This window comes from Enterobacter sp. PI-10 (assembly GCF_027947695.1).
Lineage (GTDB): Bacteria > Pseudomonadota > Gammaproteobacteria > Enterobacterales > Enterobacteriaceae > Enterobacter > Enterobacter vonholyi.
The window spans coordinates 163,317-179,935 of the sequence record NZ_JAJNOG010000004.1 but is presented as its reverse complement, the minus strand read 5'-3'; the positions used below and the strand labels follow the sequence as shown (position 1 = coordinate 179,935).

Annotated in this window: 14 protein-coding genes and 1 pseudogene; 13 read left to right on the top strand and 2 right to left on the bottom strand. The window is 56.4% G+C overall.

Features of this window, described 5'->3' with window-relative positions:
• The first annotated feature begins 46 nt into the window (after positions 1–46).
• The 13 genes and pseudogenes from LRM19_RS11350 to folA all read left to right on the top strand — a co-directional run bounded on the left by LRM19_RS11350 (position 47) and on the right by folA (position 15,347).
• Positions 47–265 (top strand): annotated as a pseudogene (locus tag LRM19_RS11350) (DUF2575 domain-containing protein).
• A gap of 7 nt (positions 266–272) precedes the next feature.
• A complete protein-coding gene (ribF, locus tag LRM19_RS11345; RefSeq protein WP_032644021.1) occupies positions 273–1,199 on the top strand; it encodes a bifunctional riboflavin kinase/FAD synthetase in 927 nt (308 codons plus the stop codon).
• A 45-nt stretch (positions 1,200–1,244) separates the two neighbouring features.
• The gene (gene ileS, locus LRM19_RS11340) at positions 1,245–4,061 is read left to right on the top strand and encodes an isoleucine--tRNA ligase (protein WP_271368873.1); all 2,817 of its coding nucleotides are present in this window, start codon (positions 1,245–1,247) and stop codon (positions 4,059–4,061) included.
• Positions 4,061–4,561, top strand: coding sequence for a signal peptidase II (gene lspA / locus LRM19_RS11335; protein WP_033144602.1), 501 nt, complete (start codon positions 4,061–4,063; stop codon positions 4,559–4,561). Before ileS ends, lspA begins: the two co-directional genes overlap by 1 nt.
• Positions 4,562–4,613: 52 nt before the next feature.
• Positions 4,614–5,063 (top strand): FKBP-type peptidyl-prolyl cis-trans isomerase, encoded by a 450-nt coding sequence (gene fkpB / locus LRM19_RS11330; protein WP_003856450.1) that lies wholly within the window; start codon positions 4,614–4,616, stop codon positions 5,061–5,063.
• Between the two features lies 1 nt (position 5,064).
• Positions 5,065–6,015, top strand: a complete 951-nt coding sequence (ispH, locus tag LRM19_RS11325; protein ID WP_111964069.1) for a 4-hydroxy-3-methylbut-2-enyl diphosphate reductase — start codon at positions 5,065–5,067, stop codon at positions 6,013–6,015.
• A 205-nt stretch (positions 6,016–6,220) separates the two neighbouring features.
• Complete coding sequence (gene dapB, locus LRM19_RS11320) at positions 6,221–7,042, top strand: 4-hydroxy-tetrahydrodipicolinate reductase (RefSeq protein WP_115876463.1); 822 nt, start codon at positions 6,221–6,223, stop codon at positions 7,040–7,042.
• Positions 7,043–7,496: 454 nt separating this feature from the next.
• Positions 7,497–8,645, top strand: coding sequence for a glutamine-hydrolyzing carbamoyl-phosphate synthase small subunit (carA, locus tag LRM19_RS11315; protein WP_010427050.1), 1,149 nt, complete (start codon positions 7,497–7,499; stop codon positions 8,643–8,645).
• Between the two features lie 18 nt (positions 8,646–8,663).
• The gene (gene carB, locus LRM19_RS11310) at positions 8,664–11,888 is read left to right on the top strand and encodes a carbamoyl-phosphate synthase large subunit (protein ID WP_111964067.1); all 3,225 of its coding nucleotides are present in this window, start codon (positions 8,664–8,666) and stop codon (positions 11,886–11,888) included.
• A 139-nt stretch (positions 11,889–12,027) separates the two neighbouring features.
• On the top strand, positions 12,028–12,261 hold the full coding sequence (locus LRM19_RS11305; RefSeq protein WP_003856439.1) for a YgdI/YgdR family lipoprotein: 234 nt from the start codon (positions 12,028–12,030) through the stop codon (positions 12,259–12,261).
• 103 nt (positions 12,262–12,364) lie between these two features.
• Positions 12,365–12,895: a glutathione-regulated potassium-efflux system oxidoreductase KefF gene (gene kefF / locus LRM19_RS11300; RefSeq protein WP_047173708.1), complete on the top strand. Its 531-nt coding sequence runs from the start codon at positions 12,365–12,367 to the stop codon at positions 12,893–12,895.
• On the top strand, positions 12,888–14,753 hold the full coding sequence (gene kefC, locus LRM19_RS11295) for a glutathione-regulated potassium-efflux system protein KefC (protein ID WP_115876461.1): 1,866 nt from the start codon (positions 12,888–12,890) through the stop codon (positions 14,751–14,753). Before kefF ends, kefC begins: the two co-directional genes overlap by 8 nt.
• 114 nt (positions 14,754–14,867) lie before the next feature.
• A complete protein-coding gene (gene folA, locus LRM19_RS11290; protein ID WP_008502023.1) occupies positions 14,868–15,347 on the top strand; it encodes a type 3 dihydrofolate reductase in 480 nt (159 codons plus the stop codon).
• 39 nt (positions 15,348–15,386) lie between these two features.
• Here the strand turns inward: folA and apaH are convergent, their stop codons facing one another.
• Entirely contained in the window at positions 15,387–16,235 is an 849-nt protein-coding gene (gene apaH, locus LRM19_RS11285; RefSeq protein WP_115876460.1) for a bis(5'-nucleosyl)-tetraphosphatase (symmetrical) ApaH, read from the bottom strand.
• Between the two features lie 4 nt (positions 16,236–16,239).
• Positions 16,240–16,617 (bottom strand): Co2+/Mg2+ efflux protein ApaG, encoded by a 378-nt coding sequence (gene apaG / locus LRM19_RS11280; RefSeq protein WP_008502021.1) that lies wholly within the window; start codon positions 16,615–16,617, stop codon positions 16,240–16,242.
• Between the last annotated feature and the right edge of the window lie 2 nt (positions 16,618–16,619).

Here is a 16,619-nt window from a genome sequence, read left to right as displayed (position 1 = left end):
TCTTTGCCTTCTTTTGTCAATGGATTTGTGCAAATAAGCGCCGTTAATTAGCGACGCTACGTTACGTAGTGATGGCGCAGGATTCTACCAGCTTGTCTTCCCTGAATACAGCCTTTCGGCATAAAAATCGCAGTTCACGAGCAGATTTTTTCGCTGCGAAAGGTCAGCCTGATGAAATCATTACGGCTTTCTGTTTTGCGCGAACAATCGCCGGTTAACCTTAACCGCTGTACAAGGTATACTTTGGCGATTTTCACTGTTTTGAGCCAGACATGAAGCTGATACGCGGCATACATAATCTCAGCAGCGCACCGCACGGGTGCGTGCTGACTATTGGTAATTTCGACGGCGTGCATCGTGGTCATCAGGCGCTGTTGCAGGGATTGCGTAAAGAAGGGGAGGCCCGCGGCCTGCCTGTTGTAGTGATGATTTTCGAGCCGCAGCCGCTGGAGCTGTTTGCGGGCGATAAATCTCCCGCCCGCCTCACTCGCCTGCGCGAGAAGTTGCGCTATCTGGCGGAGTCCGGCGTGGACTATGTATTGTGTGTACGTTTCGATCGCCGCTTTGCCGCGCTGACAGCACAAAATTTCGTCAGCGACCTGCTGGTTAAGCGCCTTGGCGTGCAGTTTCTCGCCGTGGGCGATGATTTCCGCTTTGGCGCTGGTCGTCAGGGCGATTTCTTGCTATTACAGAAGGCTGGTCTGGAGTACGGTTTTGACGTCACCAGCGCGATGACCTTCTGCGAAGGCGGCGTGCGCGTCAGCAGCACGGCGGTTCGCCGGGCACTGGCCGATGATGAACTGGATACGGCTGAAACCCTGCTGGGGCATCCGTTTACTATCTCTGGTCGCGTGGTCCATGGCGATGCGCTGGGCCGCACGATAGGCTTCCCGACGGCGAATATACCGCTGCGTCGTCAGGTTTCCCCGGTTAAAGGGGTTTATGCGGTGGAAGTGGCAGGACTGGGCGATAAGCCGTTCTACGGCGTCGCCAACATTGGCACGCGTCCTACCGTCGCGGGTGTGCGTCAACAGCTAGAAGTGCACCTGCTGGACGTTGTAATGGACCTGTATGGTCGCCATATAGATGTGATACTGCGTAAAAAAATACGCAACGAGCAGCGATTTGGTTCGCTGGATGAACTAAAAGCGCAAATTGCGCGAGATGAATTGACGGCCCGCGAGTTTTTTGGGCTTTGAACCCGGCTTAACTGCCTACGTGATAAATACGGAACCGAGAATCTGATGAGTGACTATAAATCAACCCTGAATTTGCCGGAAACAGGGTTCCCGATGCGCGGCGATCTCGCCAAGCGCGAACCGGGAATGCTGGCGCGTTGGACCGATGATGACCTGTACGGCATCATTCGTGCAGCCAAAAAAGGCAAAAAAACCTTCATTCTGCATGATGGCCCTCCATATGCGAATGGCAGCATTCATATTGGTCACTCGGTTAACAAGATTCTGAAAGACATTATCGTGAAGTCCAAAGGGCTCACGGGCTATGACTCGCCTTACGTTCCAGGCTGGGACTGCCACGGTCTGCCAATCGAGCTGAAAGTGGAGCAAGAGTTCGGCAAGCCGGGTGAGAAGTTCACCGCCGCCGAGTTCCGTGCGAAGTGTCGCGAATATGCAGCCACGCAGGTCGACGGTCAGCGCGCTGACTTCATCCGTCTGGGCGTGCTGGGCGACTGGTCGCACCCGTACCTGACCATGGATTTCAAAACTGAAGCCAACATCATCCGTGCGCTGGGCAAAATCATCGGTAACGGTCACCTGCACAAAGGCGCTAAGCCGGTGCACTGGTGCGTGGACTGCCGCTCTGCGCTGGCAGAAGCGGAAGTGGAGTATTACGACAAAACTTCCCCATCTATCGACGTGGCGTTCCATGCCGTCGATCAGGATGCGGTGAAGGCTAAATTTGGCGTCTCCTCGGTAAACGGCCCGATCTCTCTGGTGATCTGGACCACCACCCCGTGGACTCTGCCTGCCAACCGTGCGATCTCCCTGTCCGGTGAGTTCGAATACGCACTGGTGCAGATTGACGGTCAGGCGGTTATCCTGGCGAAAGATCTGGTTGAGAGCGTGCTGAAGCGCGCGCATATCAGTGACTACACCGTGCTGGGCACCGTGAAAGGTGACGCCCTGGAGCTGATGCGCTTCAAGCACCCGTTCCTGGACTTCGACGTTCCGGCGATCCTGGGCGATCACGTGACGCTGGAAGCGGGTACCGGTGCGGTGCATACCGCCGGTGGCCACGGTCCTGACGACTACAACATCAGCCTGAAGTACGGTGTGGAAATCGCTAACCCGGTCGGCCCGGACGGTTCTTACCTGCCTGGCACCTACCCGGCGCTGGATGGTATCAACGTCTTCAAAGCGAACGACATTATCGTCGACATGCTGCGTACCAGCGGCGCGCTGCTGCACGTAGAAAAAATGCAGCACAGCTATCCGTGCTGCTGGCGTCACAAGACCCCAATCATCTTCCGTGCGACCCCGCAGTGGTTCGTCAGCATGGATCAGAAAGGCCTGCGCGAGCAGTCTCTGAAAGAGATCAAAGGCGTGCAGTGGATCCCTGACTGGGGCCAGGCGCGTATCGAATCCATGGTAGCTAACCGTCCTGACTGGTGTATCTCCCGTCAGCGTACCTGGGGTGTACCGATGTCTCTGTTCGTGCACAAAGAGACGCAGGAACTGCACCCGAATACCCTGGAACTGATGGAAGAAGTGGCGAAGCGCGTCGAAGTTGACGGCATTCAGGCGTGGTGGGATCTCGACGCCCGCGACATCCTGGGCGCTGATGCAGATAACTACGAGAAAGTGCCGGATACCCTGGACGTGTGGTTCGACTCCGGGTCGACCCACTCCTCCGTGGTTGACGTGCGTCCGGAATTCGCCGGTCACGCTGCCGATATGTATCTGGAAGGGTCGGACCAACACCGCGGCTGGTTCATGTCATCTCTGATGATCTCCACCGCCATGAAGGGTAAAGCGCCTTACCGTCAGGTACTGACTCACGGCTTCACCGTGGATGGTCAGGGCCGTAAGATGTCCAAATCTATCGGTAACACCGTTTCTCCGCAGGATGTGATGAACAAACTGGGCGCAGACATCCTGCGTCTGTGGGTGGCGTCGACCGACTACACCGGCGAAATGGCGGTGTCTGACGAGATCCTGAAGCGTGCTGCCGACAGCTATCGTCGTATCCGTAACACCGCGCGCTTCCTGCTGGCGAACCTGAACGGGTTCGATCCGGCAAAAGACATGGTTAAACCGGAAGAGATGGTGGTGCTGGACCGCTGGGCGGTAGGCTGCGCGAAAGCGGCGCAGGACGATATCCTGAAAGCCTATGAGTCTTACGACTTCCACGAAGTGGTGCAGCGCCTGATGCGCTTCTGCTCCATCGAGATGGGCTCGTTCTACCTCGACATCATCAAAGACCGCCAGTACACCGCGAAAGCGGACAGCGTGGCGCGTCGTAGCTGCCAGACCGCGCTGTTCCACATCGCAGAAGCGCTGGTACGCTGGATGGCGCCGATCATGTCCTTCACCGCGGATGAAATCTGGGGCTATCTGCCTGGCGACCGTGAGAAGTATGTCTTCACGGGTGAGTGGTACGAAGGTCTGTTCGATCTCTCCAGCACCGAAGCGATGAACGATGCCTTCTGGGACGAGCTGCTGAAGGTGCGTGGCGAAGTGAACAAGGTTATCGAGCAGGCGCGTGCAGACAAGAAAGTCGGCGGCTCTCTGGAAGCGGCAGTCACGCTGTACGCTGAACCGGAGCTGGCGGCGAAGCTGATCGCGCTGGGCGATGAATTACGATTTGTCCTGTTGACCTCCGGTGCGAAAGTTGCGGATTATGCCGAGGCTTCTGCTGATGCTCAGCAGAGCGAACTGCTCAAAGGACTGAAAGTCGCGCTGAGCAAAGCCGACGGTGAGAAATGCCCGCGTTGCTGGCATTACACTACCGATGTCGGTCAGGTGGCGGAACACGCAGACATCTGCGGACGCTGTGTAAGCAACGTCGCCGGTGACGGCGAAAAACGTAAGTTTGCCTGATGAGTAAAACTCTCTGTTCAACAGGACTGCGCTGGCTGTGGCTGGTTGTGGTGGTGCTGATTATCGATCTGGGCAGCAAATTCCTGATCCTCCAGAATTTTGCTCTGGGCGAGACGGTCCCGCTGTTCCCGTCGCTTAACCTGCACTACGCGCGTAACTACGGCGCAGCCTTTAGTTTCCTTGCCGACAGCGGTGGCTGGCAGCGCTGGTTCTTTGCAGGTATCGCTCTCGGTATCTGCGTGATCCTGGCGGTGCTGATGTACCGCTCGAAGGCCACGCAAAAGCTGAATAACATCGCCTACGCGCTGATCATTGGCGGCGCGCTGGGCAACCTGTTTGACCGCCTGTGGCACGGCTTTGTGGTCGATATGATTGACTTCTACGTCGGCGACTGGCATTTCGCGACCTTTAACCTGGCCGATACGGCAATTTGTATCGGTGCGGCGTTAATCGTGCTGGAAGGCTTCTTGCCTAAACCGGCTGCGAAAGAGCAGGCGTAACACACTCGCCCGGTGGTGTAATGCCACCGGGCAAAACAAGCGAGCAATTTGCATGTCTAAATCCGTACAGAGCAACAGCGCGGTTCTCGTTCACTTCACGCTGAAGCTGGATGACGGCTCTACGGCCGAATCCACCCGCAACAACGGCAAACCGGCCCTGTTTCGTCTTGGCGATACCTCCCTGTCTGAAGGTCTTGAGCAGCAGCTTCTCGGTCTGAAAGAGGGTGAGAAAAAGGCCTTTTCGCTGGAGCCGGATGCCGCGTTTGGCGTGCCGAGTCCGGACCTGATCCAGTATTTCTCGCGCCGCGAGTTTATGGATGCAGGTGAACCGGAAATCGGCGCGATTATGCTCTTTACCGCTATGGACGGCAGCGAAATGCCTGGCGTGATCCGCGAAATCAACGGCGACTCTATTACCGTTGACTTCAACCATCCGCTTGCCGGGCGTACCGTTCATTTTGATGTTGAAGTGCTGGAAATCGATCCTGCGCTGGAGGCCTGAAATGCAGATTCTGTTGGCTAACCCGCGCGGCTTCTGCGCCGGTGTAGACCGCGCTATCAGCATTGTTGAAAACGCGCTGGAGATTTACGGCGCGCCGATTTATGTGCGTCACGAAGTGGTGCATAACCGCTATGTGGTCGACAGCCTGCGCGAGCGCGGCGCAATTTTTATTGAGCAGATCAGCGAAGTACCGGACGGTGCGATTCTGATCTTCTCCGCGCACGGTGTCTCGCAGGCGGTCCGTAACGAAGCAAAAAGCCGCGATCTGACCGTATTCGATGCTACCTGTCCGCTGGTGACAAAAGTGCATATGGAAGTGGCGCGCGCCAGCCGTCGTGGTGAAGAGTCGATTTTGATTGGCCATGCCGGTCATCCGGAAGTCGAAGGCACCATGGGCCAGTACAGCAACCCGGAAGGGGGGATGTATCTGGTTGAGTCGCCTGAAGATGTCCTTACGCTGAACGTGAAAAACGAAGCGCGTCTGTCGTTTATGACCCAGACGACGCTCTCCGTAGACGATACCTCAGACGTGATTGACGCCCTGCGTCAGCGCTTCCCGAAAATCGTCGGCCCGCGTAAGGATGATATCTGCTACGCAACCACTAACCGTCAGGAAGCGGTGCGCGCGCTGGCTGAAAAGGCGGATGTGGTGCTCGTGGTCGGCTCCAAAAACTCATCTAACTCCAACCGTCTGGCCGAACTGGCGCAGCGCATGGGGAAAATGGCTTTCCTGATTGATGACGCGTCGGACATTCAGGAAGCGTGGGTTAAAGACGCGGCCTGTGTCGGCGTGACGGCAGGGGCGTCTGCGCCAGATATTCTGGTTCAGAACGTCATTTCCCGTCTGCAGGAGCTGGGCGGCGGCGAAGCGGTGCCGCTGGAAGGACGTGAAGAGAACATCGTTTTCGAAGTCCCGAAAGAACTGCGCATCGACGCCCGCGAAGTTGAATAGTCCTTTTTCTGATGAAAGGCCAGCACCTCCTGTGCTGGCCTTTTTTTTACCCGTTACTTTATCGTGACGACAAAATCATGTCTTTTACTGATATTTAAGTCGGTTTCACGTTAAATTCTAATTATCGGTGTTTTCAGTTGGCAGTGCTTCTCAAGGCTGGTTAATCTGAAAACGGTTTACATCATTTTAACGTAAGAGAATAACTATGCATGATGCACAGATCCGTGTCGCCATTGCGGGCGCGGGTGGACGTATGGGCCGTCAGCTTATTCAGGCGGCACTTCAGATGGATGGCGTAGCGCTTGGCGCGGCACTGGAGCGTGAAGGTTCTTCGCTTCTGGGGACCGATGCCGGTGAGCTGGCGGGCGCTGGTCACACGGGCGTTACCGTGCAAAGCAGTCTGGAAGCGGTAAAAGAGGACTTCGATGTATTCATCGATTTTACCCGCCCGGAAGGGACGCTCACGCATCTGGCGTTTTGTCGTCAACACGGCAAGGGGATGGTGATCGGCACCACCGGTTTTGACGATGCGGGCAAACAGGCTATCCAGGATGCATCAAAAGAGATTGCGATTGTCTTCGCGGCAAACTTCAGCGTGGGCGTTAACGTCATGCTGAAGCTGCTGGAGAAGGCCGCGAAGGTGATGGGCAATTATACCGATATCGAGATTGTAGAAGCTCACCACCGTTACAAGGTTGATGCGCCATCTGGCACGGCGCTGGCGATGGGCGAAGCGATTGCTCATGCACTTGATAAAGATTTAAAAGACTGCGCGGTCTATACCCGCGAAGGCTACACCGGCGAACGCGTGCCTGGCACCATTGGTTTCGCAACCGTGCGAGCGGGTGACATCGTCGGCGAACATACGGCGATGTTCGCCGATATTGGCGAACGTGTCGAAATTACGCATAAAGCCTCAAGCCGAATGACGTTCGCCAACGGCGCCGTACGTTCCGCTTTGTGGCTTAAAAGCAAGAAAAACGGTCTTTTTGATATGCGAGATGTGCTCGATCTCAACAATTTGTAAGCATTATTACCCATCGTGATGTGGTTATTGCAGTCGTAATTATTTGATTGCATAGGGCAATATTTTATTGCCCTTTTATTTTGTCTGTTTCATGTGTTATTTTTAATTAAGCCTCTAAATTTCTATATCTTGTAGCGTTTTAACGTTACTGAAATGTAAATTTTGACCATCCGGTCCACTTTTTCATGCTCCAACACGACATTTTTTATTAAACCAGGCGCGCAAGCGTTTTCCGCGGTGATTTACCTGATCTTTTTGTCGCTTAAGCCGCATTACTCTCGCCAGGGCTGCAAAACACTAAACAAAATATCCGTTTTAAGTTGACTTTTACCCACCAAATCTCCAGAATGCCGCCGTTTGCCAAAAATCCGCTGGCAACACATTTGCATTGATTCATGACACGGTTATGAATTAATATGCAAATAAAGTGAGTGAATATTCTCTGGAGGGTGTTTTGATTAAGTCAGCGCTATTGGTTCTGGAAGACGGAACCCAGTTTATCGGTCGGGCCATAGGGGCAACAGGTTCGGCGGTTGGGGAAGTCGTTTTCAATACTTCAATGACCGGTTATCAAGAAATCCTCACTGATCCTTCCTATTCTCGCCAAATCGTTACTCTTACTTATCCTCATATCGGCAATGTCGGCACCAATGCGGCTGACGAAGAATCCTCTCAGGTACATGCGCAAGGCCTGGTCATCCGCGACCTGCCGCTGATTGCCAGCAACTTCCGCAATACCGAAGATCTTTCTTCTTACCTGAAGCGCCATAACATCGTGGCGATTGCCGATATCGATACCCGTAAGCTAACGCGTCTGCTGCGTGAGAAGGGTGCACAGAACGGCTGCATCATCGCGGGTGATAACCTCGATGCGACGCTGGCGCTGGAAAAAGCGAAAGCCTTCCCTGGCCTGAACGGCATGGACCTGGCGAAAGAAGTGACTACTGCTGAAGCCTACAGCTGGACTCAGGGTAGCTGGACGCTGGAAGGCGACCTGCCGGAAGCGAAAAAAGAGAGCGAGCTGCCGTTCCACGTGGTGGCCTACGATTTCGGCGCCAAGCGCAACATCCTGCGCATGCTGGTTGACCGCGGCTGCCGCCTGACGGTGGTTCCGGCACAAACGTCTGCCGAAGACGTGCTGAAGATGAATCCGGACGGTATTTTCCTGTCCAACGGTCCTGGCGACCCGGCGCCGTGTGATTACGCCATCGCCGCCATCAAGTCCTTCCTGGAAACCGACATCCCGGTATTCGGCATCTGCCTCGGCCATCAGCTGCTGGCGCTGGCGAGCGGTGCGAACACCGTTAAGATGAAGTTCGGCCACCACGGTGGTAACCACCCGGTGAAAGACATCGATAACAACACGGTGATGATCACCGCGCAGAACCACGGCTTTGCCGTCGACGAAGCCTCAATGCCGGCTAACCTGCGCGTGACCCATAAGTCGCTGTTCGATGGCACCCTGCAGGGTATCCACCGTACCGATAAGCCAGCATTCAGCTTCCAGGGCCACCCTGAAGCCAGCCCGGGCCCACACGACGCCGCGCCGCTGTTCGATCACTTCATCGAACTTATCGAGCAATACCGTAAGACAGCTAAATAATCAGGAGCCGAGAAGACAATGCCAAAACGTACAGACATAAAAAGCATCCTGATCCTTGGCGCTGGCCCGATCGTGATCGGCCAGGCCTGCGAATTCGACTACTCCGGCGCGCAGGCGTGTAAAGCCCTGCGCGAAGAGGGTTACCGCGTTATCCTGGTGAACTCCAACCCGGCAACCATCATGACCGACCCGGAAATGGCAGATGCAACCTACATCGAGCCGATTCACTGGGAAGTGGTGCGTAAAATCATCGAGAAAGAGCGTCCGGACGCGGTGCTGCCAACCATGGGCGGCCAGACGGCGCTGAACTGTGCGCTGGAGCTGGAGCGTCAGGGCGTGCTGGAAGAGTTCGGCGTGACCATGATCGGTGCGACCGCCGACGCCATTGATAAAGCAGAAGACCGTCGCCGCTTCGACGTGGCAATGAAGAAAATCGGCCTCGACACCGCGCGCTCCGGTATCGCACACAATATGGAAGAAGCGCTGGCCGTTGCCGCTGAAGTGGGTTATCCGTGCATCATCCGTCCATCGTTCACCATGGGCGGCACCGGCGGCGGTATCGCCTACAACCGTGAAGAGTTCGAAGAGATTTGTGAGCGCGGTCTTGATCTCTCCCCAACCAAAGAGCTGCTGATTGACGAGTCGCTGATTGGCTGGAAAGAGTACGAGATGGAAGTGGTGCGTGATAAAAACGACAACTGCATCATCGTCTGCTCCATCGAAAACTTCGATGCGATGGGTATCCACACCGGTGACTCCATCACCGTTGCGCCAGCCCAGACCCTGACCGACAAAGAGTATCAAATCATGCGTAACGCCTCGATGGCGGTACTGCGTGAAATCGGCGTGGAAACCGGCGGTTCTAACGTGCAGTTCTCGGTGAACCCGAAAACAGGCCGCCTGATTGTTATCGAAATGAACCCGCGCGTGTCCCGTTCCTCCGCGCTGGCCTCTAAAGCGACCGGCTTCCCGATTGCGAAAGTGGCGGCGAAACTGGCGGTGGGTTACACCCTCGACGAGCTGATGAACGACATCACCGGTGGCCGCACGCCTGCGTCCTTCGAGCCGTCCATCGACTACGTTGTGACCAAAATTCCTCGCTTCAACTTCGAGAAATTCGCGGGCGCGAACGACCGTCTGACCACCCAGATGAAATCTGTCGGTGAAGTGATGGCGATTGGCCGCACCCAGCAGGAATCCCTGCAAAAAGCGCTGCGCGGCCTGGAAGTGGGCGCGACCGGCTTTGACCCGAAAGTAAGCCTGGATGACCCGGAAGCGCTGACTAAAATACGCCGCGAGCTGAAAGACGCGGGCGCAGAGCGTATCTGGTACATCGCCGATGCCTTCCGTGCGGGCCTGTCCGTGGACGGCGTGTTCAACCTGACCAACATCGACCGCTGGTTCCTGGTGCAGATTGAAGAGCTGGTCCGTCTGGAAGAACAGGTTGCCGAGCTGGGCATCACCGGTCTGGACGCTGACTTCCTGCGCGTGCTGAAGCGTAAAGGCTTCGCCGACGCGCGTCTGGCTAAGCTGGCGGGCGTGCGTGAAGCAGAAATCCGCAAGCTGCGCGACCAGTACAACCTGCACCCGGTCTACAAGCGCGTGGACACCTGTGCGGCTGAATTCTCGACCGACACCGCGTACATGTACTCCACCTATGAAGACGAGTGCGAAGCGAACCCGTCAGTCGACCGCGACAAGATTATGGTGCTGGGCGGCGGTCCAAACCGTATCGGCCAGGGCATCGAGTTCGACTACTGCTGCGTACACGCCTCGCTGGCGCTGCGCGAAGACGGTTACGAGACCATCATGGTCAACTGTAACCCTGAAACGGTTTCTACCGACTACGACACCTCTGACCGCCTCTACTTCGAGCCGGTTACCCTGGAAGACGTGCTGGAAATCGTGCGCATCGAGAAGCCAAAAGGCGTTATCGTGCAGTACGGTGGCCAGACCCCGCTGAAGCTGGCGCGCGCGCTGGAAGCGGCAGGCGTACCGGTTATCGGTACCAGCCCGGATGCGATTGACCGTGCGGAAGACCGCGAGCGTTTCCAGCAGGCGGTTGACCGTCTGAAGCTGAAACAGCCGGCGAACGCCACCGTGACCGCTATCGAACAGGCCGTTGAGAAGGCGAAAGAGATTGGCTACCCGCTGGTGGTGCGTCCTTCCTACGTGCTGGGCGGCCGCGCGATGGAAATCGTTTATGACGAAGCCGACCTGCGTCGCTACTTCCAGACCGCAGTGAGCGTTTCCAACGATGCGCCAGTGCTGCTTGACCGCTTCCTCGACGACGCGGTGGAAGTAGACGTTGACGCCATCTGCGATGGCGAAATGGTGCTGATTGGCGGCATCATGGAGCATATCGAGCAGGCAGGCGTGCACTCCGGCGACTCCGCCTGTTCTCTGCCAGCGTACACCCTGAGCCAGGAGATTCAGGACGTGATGCGCCAGCAGGTGCAGAAGCTGGCCTTCGAGCTGCAGGTTCGCGGCCTGATGAACGTCCAGTTCGCGGTGAAAGACAACGAAGTCTACCTGATTGAAGTCAACCCGCGTGCGGCACGTACCGTACCGTTCGTCTCCAAAGCCACCGGCGTACCGCTGGCGAAAGTGGCGGCGCGCGTGATGGCGGGCCAGACGCTGGCGCAGCAGGGTGTGACCAAAGAGATCATTCCACCGTACTACTCGGTGAAAGAAGTGGTGCTGCCGTTCAACAAATTCCCGGGCGTTGACCCGCTGTTAGGGCCAGAAATGCGCTCTACCGGGGAAGTGATGGGCGTGGGCCGCACCTTCGCCGAAGCGTTCGCGAAGGCGCAGCTGGGTAGTAGCTCCACCATGAGAAAATCAGGCCGTGCGCTGCTCTCCGTTCGCGAAGGCGACAAAGAGCGCGTGGTTGACCTGGCCGCCAAGCTGCTGAAACAGGGCTTCGAGCTGGACGCAACCCACGGTACGGCGATTGTGCTGGGTGAAGCCGGTATTAACCCGCGTCTGGTGAACAAGGTGCATGAAGGTCGTCCGCACATTCAGGACCGTATCAAGAATGGCGAATACACCTACATCATCAACACTACCGCAGGCCGCCAGGCGATTGAAGACTCCAAGCTGATTCGCCGCAGCGCGCTGCAGTACAAGGTGCACTACGACACCACCCTGAACGGCGGTTTCGCGACGGCCATGGCGCTGAACGCGGATGCCACCGAGAAGGTGATTTCAGTGCAGGAAATGCACGCGCAGATTAGCAAGTAAGTAAAAATGCCCGGTGCCGTTCGGCTGCCGGGCATTCTCCCCATCTTCAGAACCTTCTGGTTTTTCATCCGGTTTCAGTCAGTTAGCCTAAAATGGTTAGGTCGATAACGAAATTCAACTGAGAGCAGGGGAAAACACCATGCAAAATAAATTACTGATCGCTTCCGTTCTGGCTGCTACGGCAATGTTTACCGTTGCGGGCTGTTCGTCTAATCAGGCCGTAAAAACCACCGATGGCAAAACCATCGTCACCGACGGCAAACCGCAGGTGGATGACGATACCGGTCTGGTGTCGTACAAAAACGCCGAAACCGGCCAAACCGAGCAGATTAACCGTGACCAGGTGAAATCCATGGGCGAGCTGGATAACTAATTCAGAATTCTGACGTAAGCCCGTCAATAATATTCACTATTAGCCTGTTGAATTACTGACTACACTCTTTTGTTAAAAGAAAGCAGTAACAACAGGCTAATCAATGATTCTGATAATTTATGCCCATCCTTATCCGCAGCACTCGCATGCGAATAAGCGGATGCTTGAGCAGGTAAGGACGCTTGATAACGTAGAGATACGTTCCCTCTATCAACTTTATCCCGATTTTAATATCGATATCGCCGCCGAACAGGAGGCGCTCTCCCGTGCCGATCTGATTATCTGGCAGCACCCCATGCAGTGGTACAGCACGCCCCCGCTGCTGAAACTGTGGATTGATAAAGTCTTCTCCCACGGCTGGGCGTATGGACACAACGGCCATGCGCTAAAAGGGAAAAGCCTGATGTGGGCGGTCACCACCGGCGGTGGGGAAAGCCATTTTGATATCGGTTCCTTCCCGGGTTTTGACGTCCTGGCGCAGCCGCTGCAGGCGACAGCGCTCTATTGCGGTCTGAACTGGCTCCCGCCTTTTGCGATGCACTGCACGTTTGTTTGCGACGATGAAACGCTGCAGGCGCAGGCTCGCCATTATAAACAACGCTTACTTGAGTGGCAGGAGACGCACCATGGATAGCCATACGCTGATACAGGCGCTGATTTACCTCGGCGCGGCGGCGCTGATTGTGCCCGTGGCGGTACGCCTGGGGCTGGGCTCTGTTCTCGGCTATCTGATTGCGGGCTGCGTCATTGGGCCGTGGGGCTTTCGACTGGTCACGGATGCCGAGGCGATTCTCCATTTTGCTGAAATCGGCGTTGTGCTGATGCTGTTTGTGATTGGCCTGGAGCTCGATCCCCAGAGGTTGTGGAAGCTTCGCGCCTCGGTATTTGGCGGAGGGGCACTGCAGATGGTGGCCTGCGGCCTGCTGCTGGGTGGGTTCTGCATCCTGCTGGGTATGGACTGGAAAGTGGCAGAGCTCATCGGCATGACGCTGGCGCTCTCCTCAACGGCTATTGCCATGCAGGCGATGAACGAGCGAAATCTGACGGTATCCCAGATGGGACGTAGCGCGTTCTCGGTGCTGCTGTTCCAGGATATTGCCGCTATTCCGCTGGTGGCGATGATCCCGCTGCTGGCAGCCAGCGGTTCCTCTACCACGCTGGGCGCTTTCGCGCTGTCGGCGCTGAAGGTGGCGGGCGCGCTGGCGCTGGTGGTACTGCTTGGCCGTTACGTGACCCGCCCGCTGCTGCGGTTTGTTGCCCGTTCAGGCCTGCGCGAAGTGTTCAGCGCCGTGGCGCTGTTCCTGGTGTTTGGCTTTGGTCTGCTGCTGGAAGAAGCCGGGCTGTCGATGGCGATGGGGGCGTTCCTCGCAGGCGTCCTGCTGGCGAGCTCGGAATACCGTCACGCGCTGGAAAGCGATATCGAGCCGTTCAAAGGGTTGCTGCTGGGGCTGTTTTTCATCGGCGTGGGGATGTCCGTCGACTTCGGCACGCTGGTGACGCACCCGCTGCGGATCGTCATCCTGCTCGTCGGCTTCCTGATCATTAAAATGGTAATGCTGTGGCTGATTGCGCGTCCGCTGAAGGTTCCAAATAAGCAGCGCAGCTGGTTTGCGGTTCTACTGGGGCAGGGGAGCGAATTTGCGTTTGTGGTTTTTGGCGCTGCGCAGATGGCAAACGTGCTCGATCCCGAGTGGGCGAAAGCGCTGACGCTGGCGGTCGCGCTCTCGATGGCCGCAACGCCCGTTCTGCTGGTGGTGCTGACGCGTCTGGAAAAATCGGGTAGCGAGCAGGAGCGCGAAGCCGATGAAATTGACGAAGAACAGCCGCGCGTCATCATTGCCGGATTTGGCCGCTACGGGCAGATCGTTGGCCGTCTGCTGCTGTCCAGCGGGGTGAAGATGGTTATCCTCGATCACGACCCCGACCATGTCGATACTCTGCGTAAATTTGATATGAAGGTATTTTACGGCGATGCGACCCGCGTCGATCTATTGGAATCCGCCGGTGCGGCCAAAGCGGAGGTATTGATTAACGCGATTGACGATCCGGAGACCAGCATGCAGATGGTGGAAATGGCGAAAGAACATTTCCCGGATCTGACCATTATTTCCCGTGCCCGCGATGTGGATCATTATATCCGTCTCAGGCAAGCGGGCGTAGAAGCCCCTGAGCGTGAAACCTTCGAAGGCGCGCTGAAATCTGGCCGTATGGCGCTGGAAAATCTGGGGCTCGGCGCGTATGAAGCGCGCGAGCGGGCGGACCTGTTCCGCCGCTTTAACACCGAGATGGTCGAAGAGATGGCGGCGATGGCCGGGAGTACGGCCACCGAGCGCGCGGCGGTGTTTAAACGCACCAGCGCCATGCTGACGGAAATCATTAACGAGGACCGTAATCACCTGTCGCTGATCCAGCGTCACGGCTGGCAGGGCACGGAAGAGGGCAAGCATACCGGCGATCCGTCTGACGAACCGGAGAGTAAACCTTCCGCGTGAAGTGGAGTTGCCAGCAATATTAAAAAATTTCTTTATCTTTACTCTGCCGCCAGTCGACGAAAGATTAAGCTTTCCGTATAGTGGCGGCAATTTTTTGCATCCGGGAAATTTTCAATGATCAGTCTGATTGCAGCGCTGGCGGTGGACCGCGTTATCGGTATGGAAAATGCCATGCCGTGGAACCTGCCTGCCGATCTCGCATGGTTTAAACGTACTACGTTAAACAAGCCGGTAGTGATGGGCCGCCTGACCTGGGAGTCGATTGGTCGTCCATTGCCGGGCCGTAAGAATATCGTTATCAGCAGCCAGCCCGGCACTGACGATCGCGTCGAATGGGTAAAATCAGTCGACGAGGCGATTGCTGCATGCGGCAATGCCGAAGAGATCATGGTGATCGGCGGTGGGCGCGTGTACGAGCAGTTCCTGCCAAAAGCGCAGAAGCTGTATCTGACCCACATTGATGCAGAAGTGGAAGGGGATACTCATTTCCCGGACTACGATCCGGACGAGTGGGAATCGGTATTCAGTGAATTCCACGACGCGGATGCACAGAACTCCCACAGCTACTGCTTCGAGATTCTGGAACGTCGTTAAGTGATTTTCCCTCTCCCGGCCGGGAGAGGGAATAGCGTATCAGGAGGCGACTGCCTCGCCTTCTCCTAAGTCCAGCTGTCGGTTGGACGGCTGCACAAAGTAAGCTTTATCTTCCCAGCGTAAACAGGTTAACTCTCCGCCCCAGCAGCATCCGGTATCCAGACCGTAAATCCCTTCCGGCGTTCCTTTTCCTTCCAGTGCCGCCCAGTGACCAAATACCACGCTGTACTCGCTTGTCACCGGCCCCGGAATGGCAAACCACGGTTTCAGCGGAGCGGGCGCACTTTCCGGCGTCTCTTTGGAATACATGTCCAGCTGTCCGTTCGGGAAGCAGAAGCGCATGCGGGTAAAGGCGTTGGTGATAAAGCGCAGACGGGCCAGACCGCTGAGATCCTCGCTCCAGTGGTTCGGCATATCGCCGTACATGGCATCGAGGAAGAAAGGATACGAGTCGCTTGCCAGCACCGCCTCAACGTCGCGCGCGCAGGTTTTCGCCGTCTCAAGATCCCATTGCGGGGTGATCCCGGCATGCGCCATGACCAGCTTTTTCTCCTCGTCGACCTGCAGCAGCGGCTGACGGCGAAGCCAGTTAATCAGATCGTCCGCGTCCGGCGCATCCAGCAGCGGAGTGAGGCGATCTTTAGGTTTGTTGCGGCTGATCCCGGCGAACACCGCCAGCAGATGCAGATCGTGATTGCCCAGCACCATGCGGACGCTGTCGCCCAGCGATTTGACGAAACGTAATACTTCAAGGGAGCCGGGGCCACGCGCGACTAAATCGCCCGTCAGCCAGAGCGTGTCCTGTCCTGGCGTAAAGTCGACCTGTTTTAATAATGCGATCAGTTCATCGTAGCAACCGTGAACGTCGCCAATCAGATATGTAGACATTAGATTAATGAATAAGTGTGGTTACGGCGAGACGGAACACGGGAATGGCAACGCGGAAATCATTGCCATCGACATCGACCATTTCATAATGGCCCTGCATCGTACCCATCGGCGTTTCAATCACCGCGCCGCTGGTGTACTGGTACTCTTCGCCAGGGGCGATGTGGGGCTGTTCACCGACCACACCTTCACCCTGAACTTCGATTTCGCGGCCATTGCCGTTGGTGATAAGCCAGTAGCGTCCGCGCAGCTGCACGGGCGTCCGCCCCAGATTGCGAATGGTCACGGTGTAAGCAAAGACAAAACGTTCTTCGTCCGGTGATGACTGTGATTCAACATAGACGCTTTGTACATGGACACATACGCGGGGCGAATCAATCATGG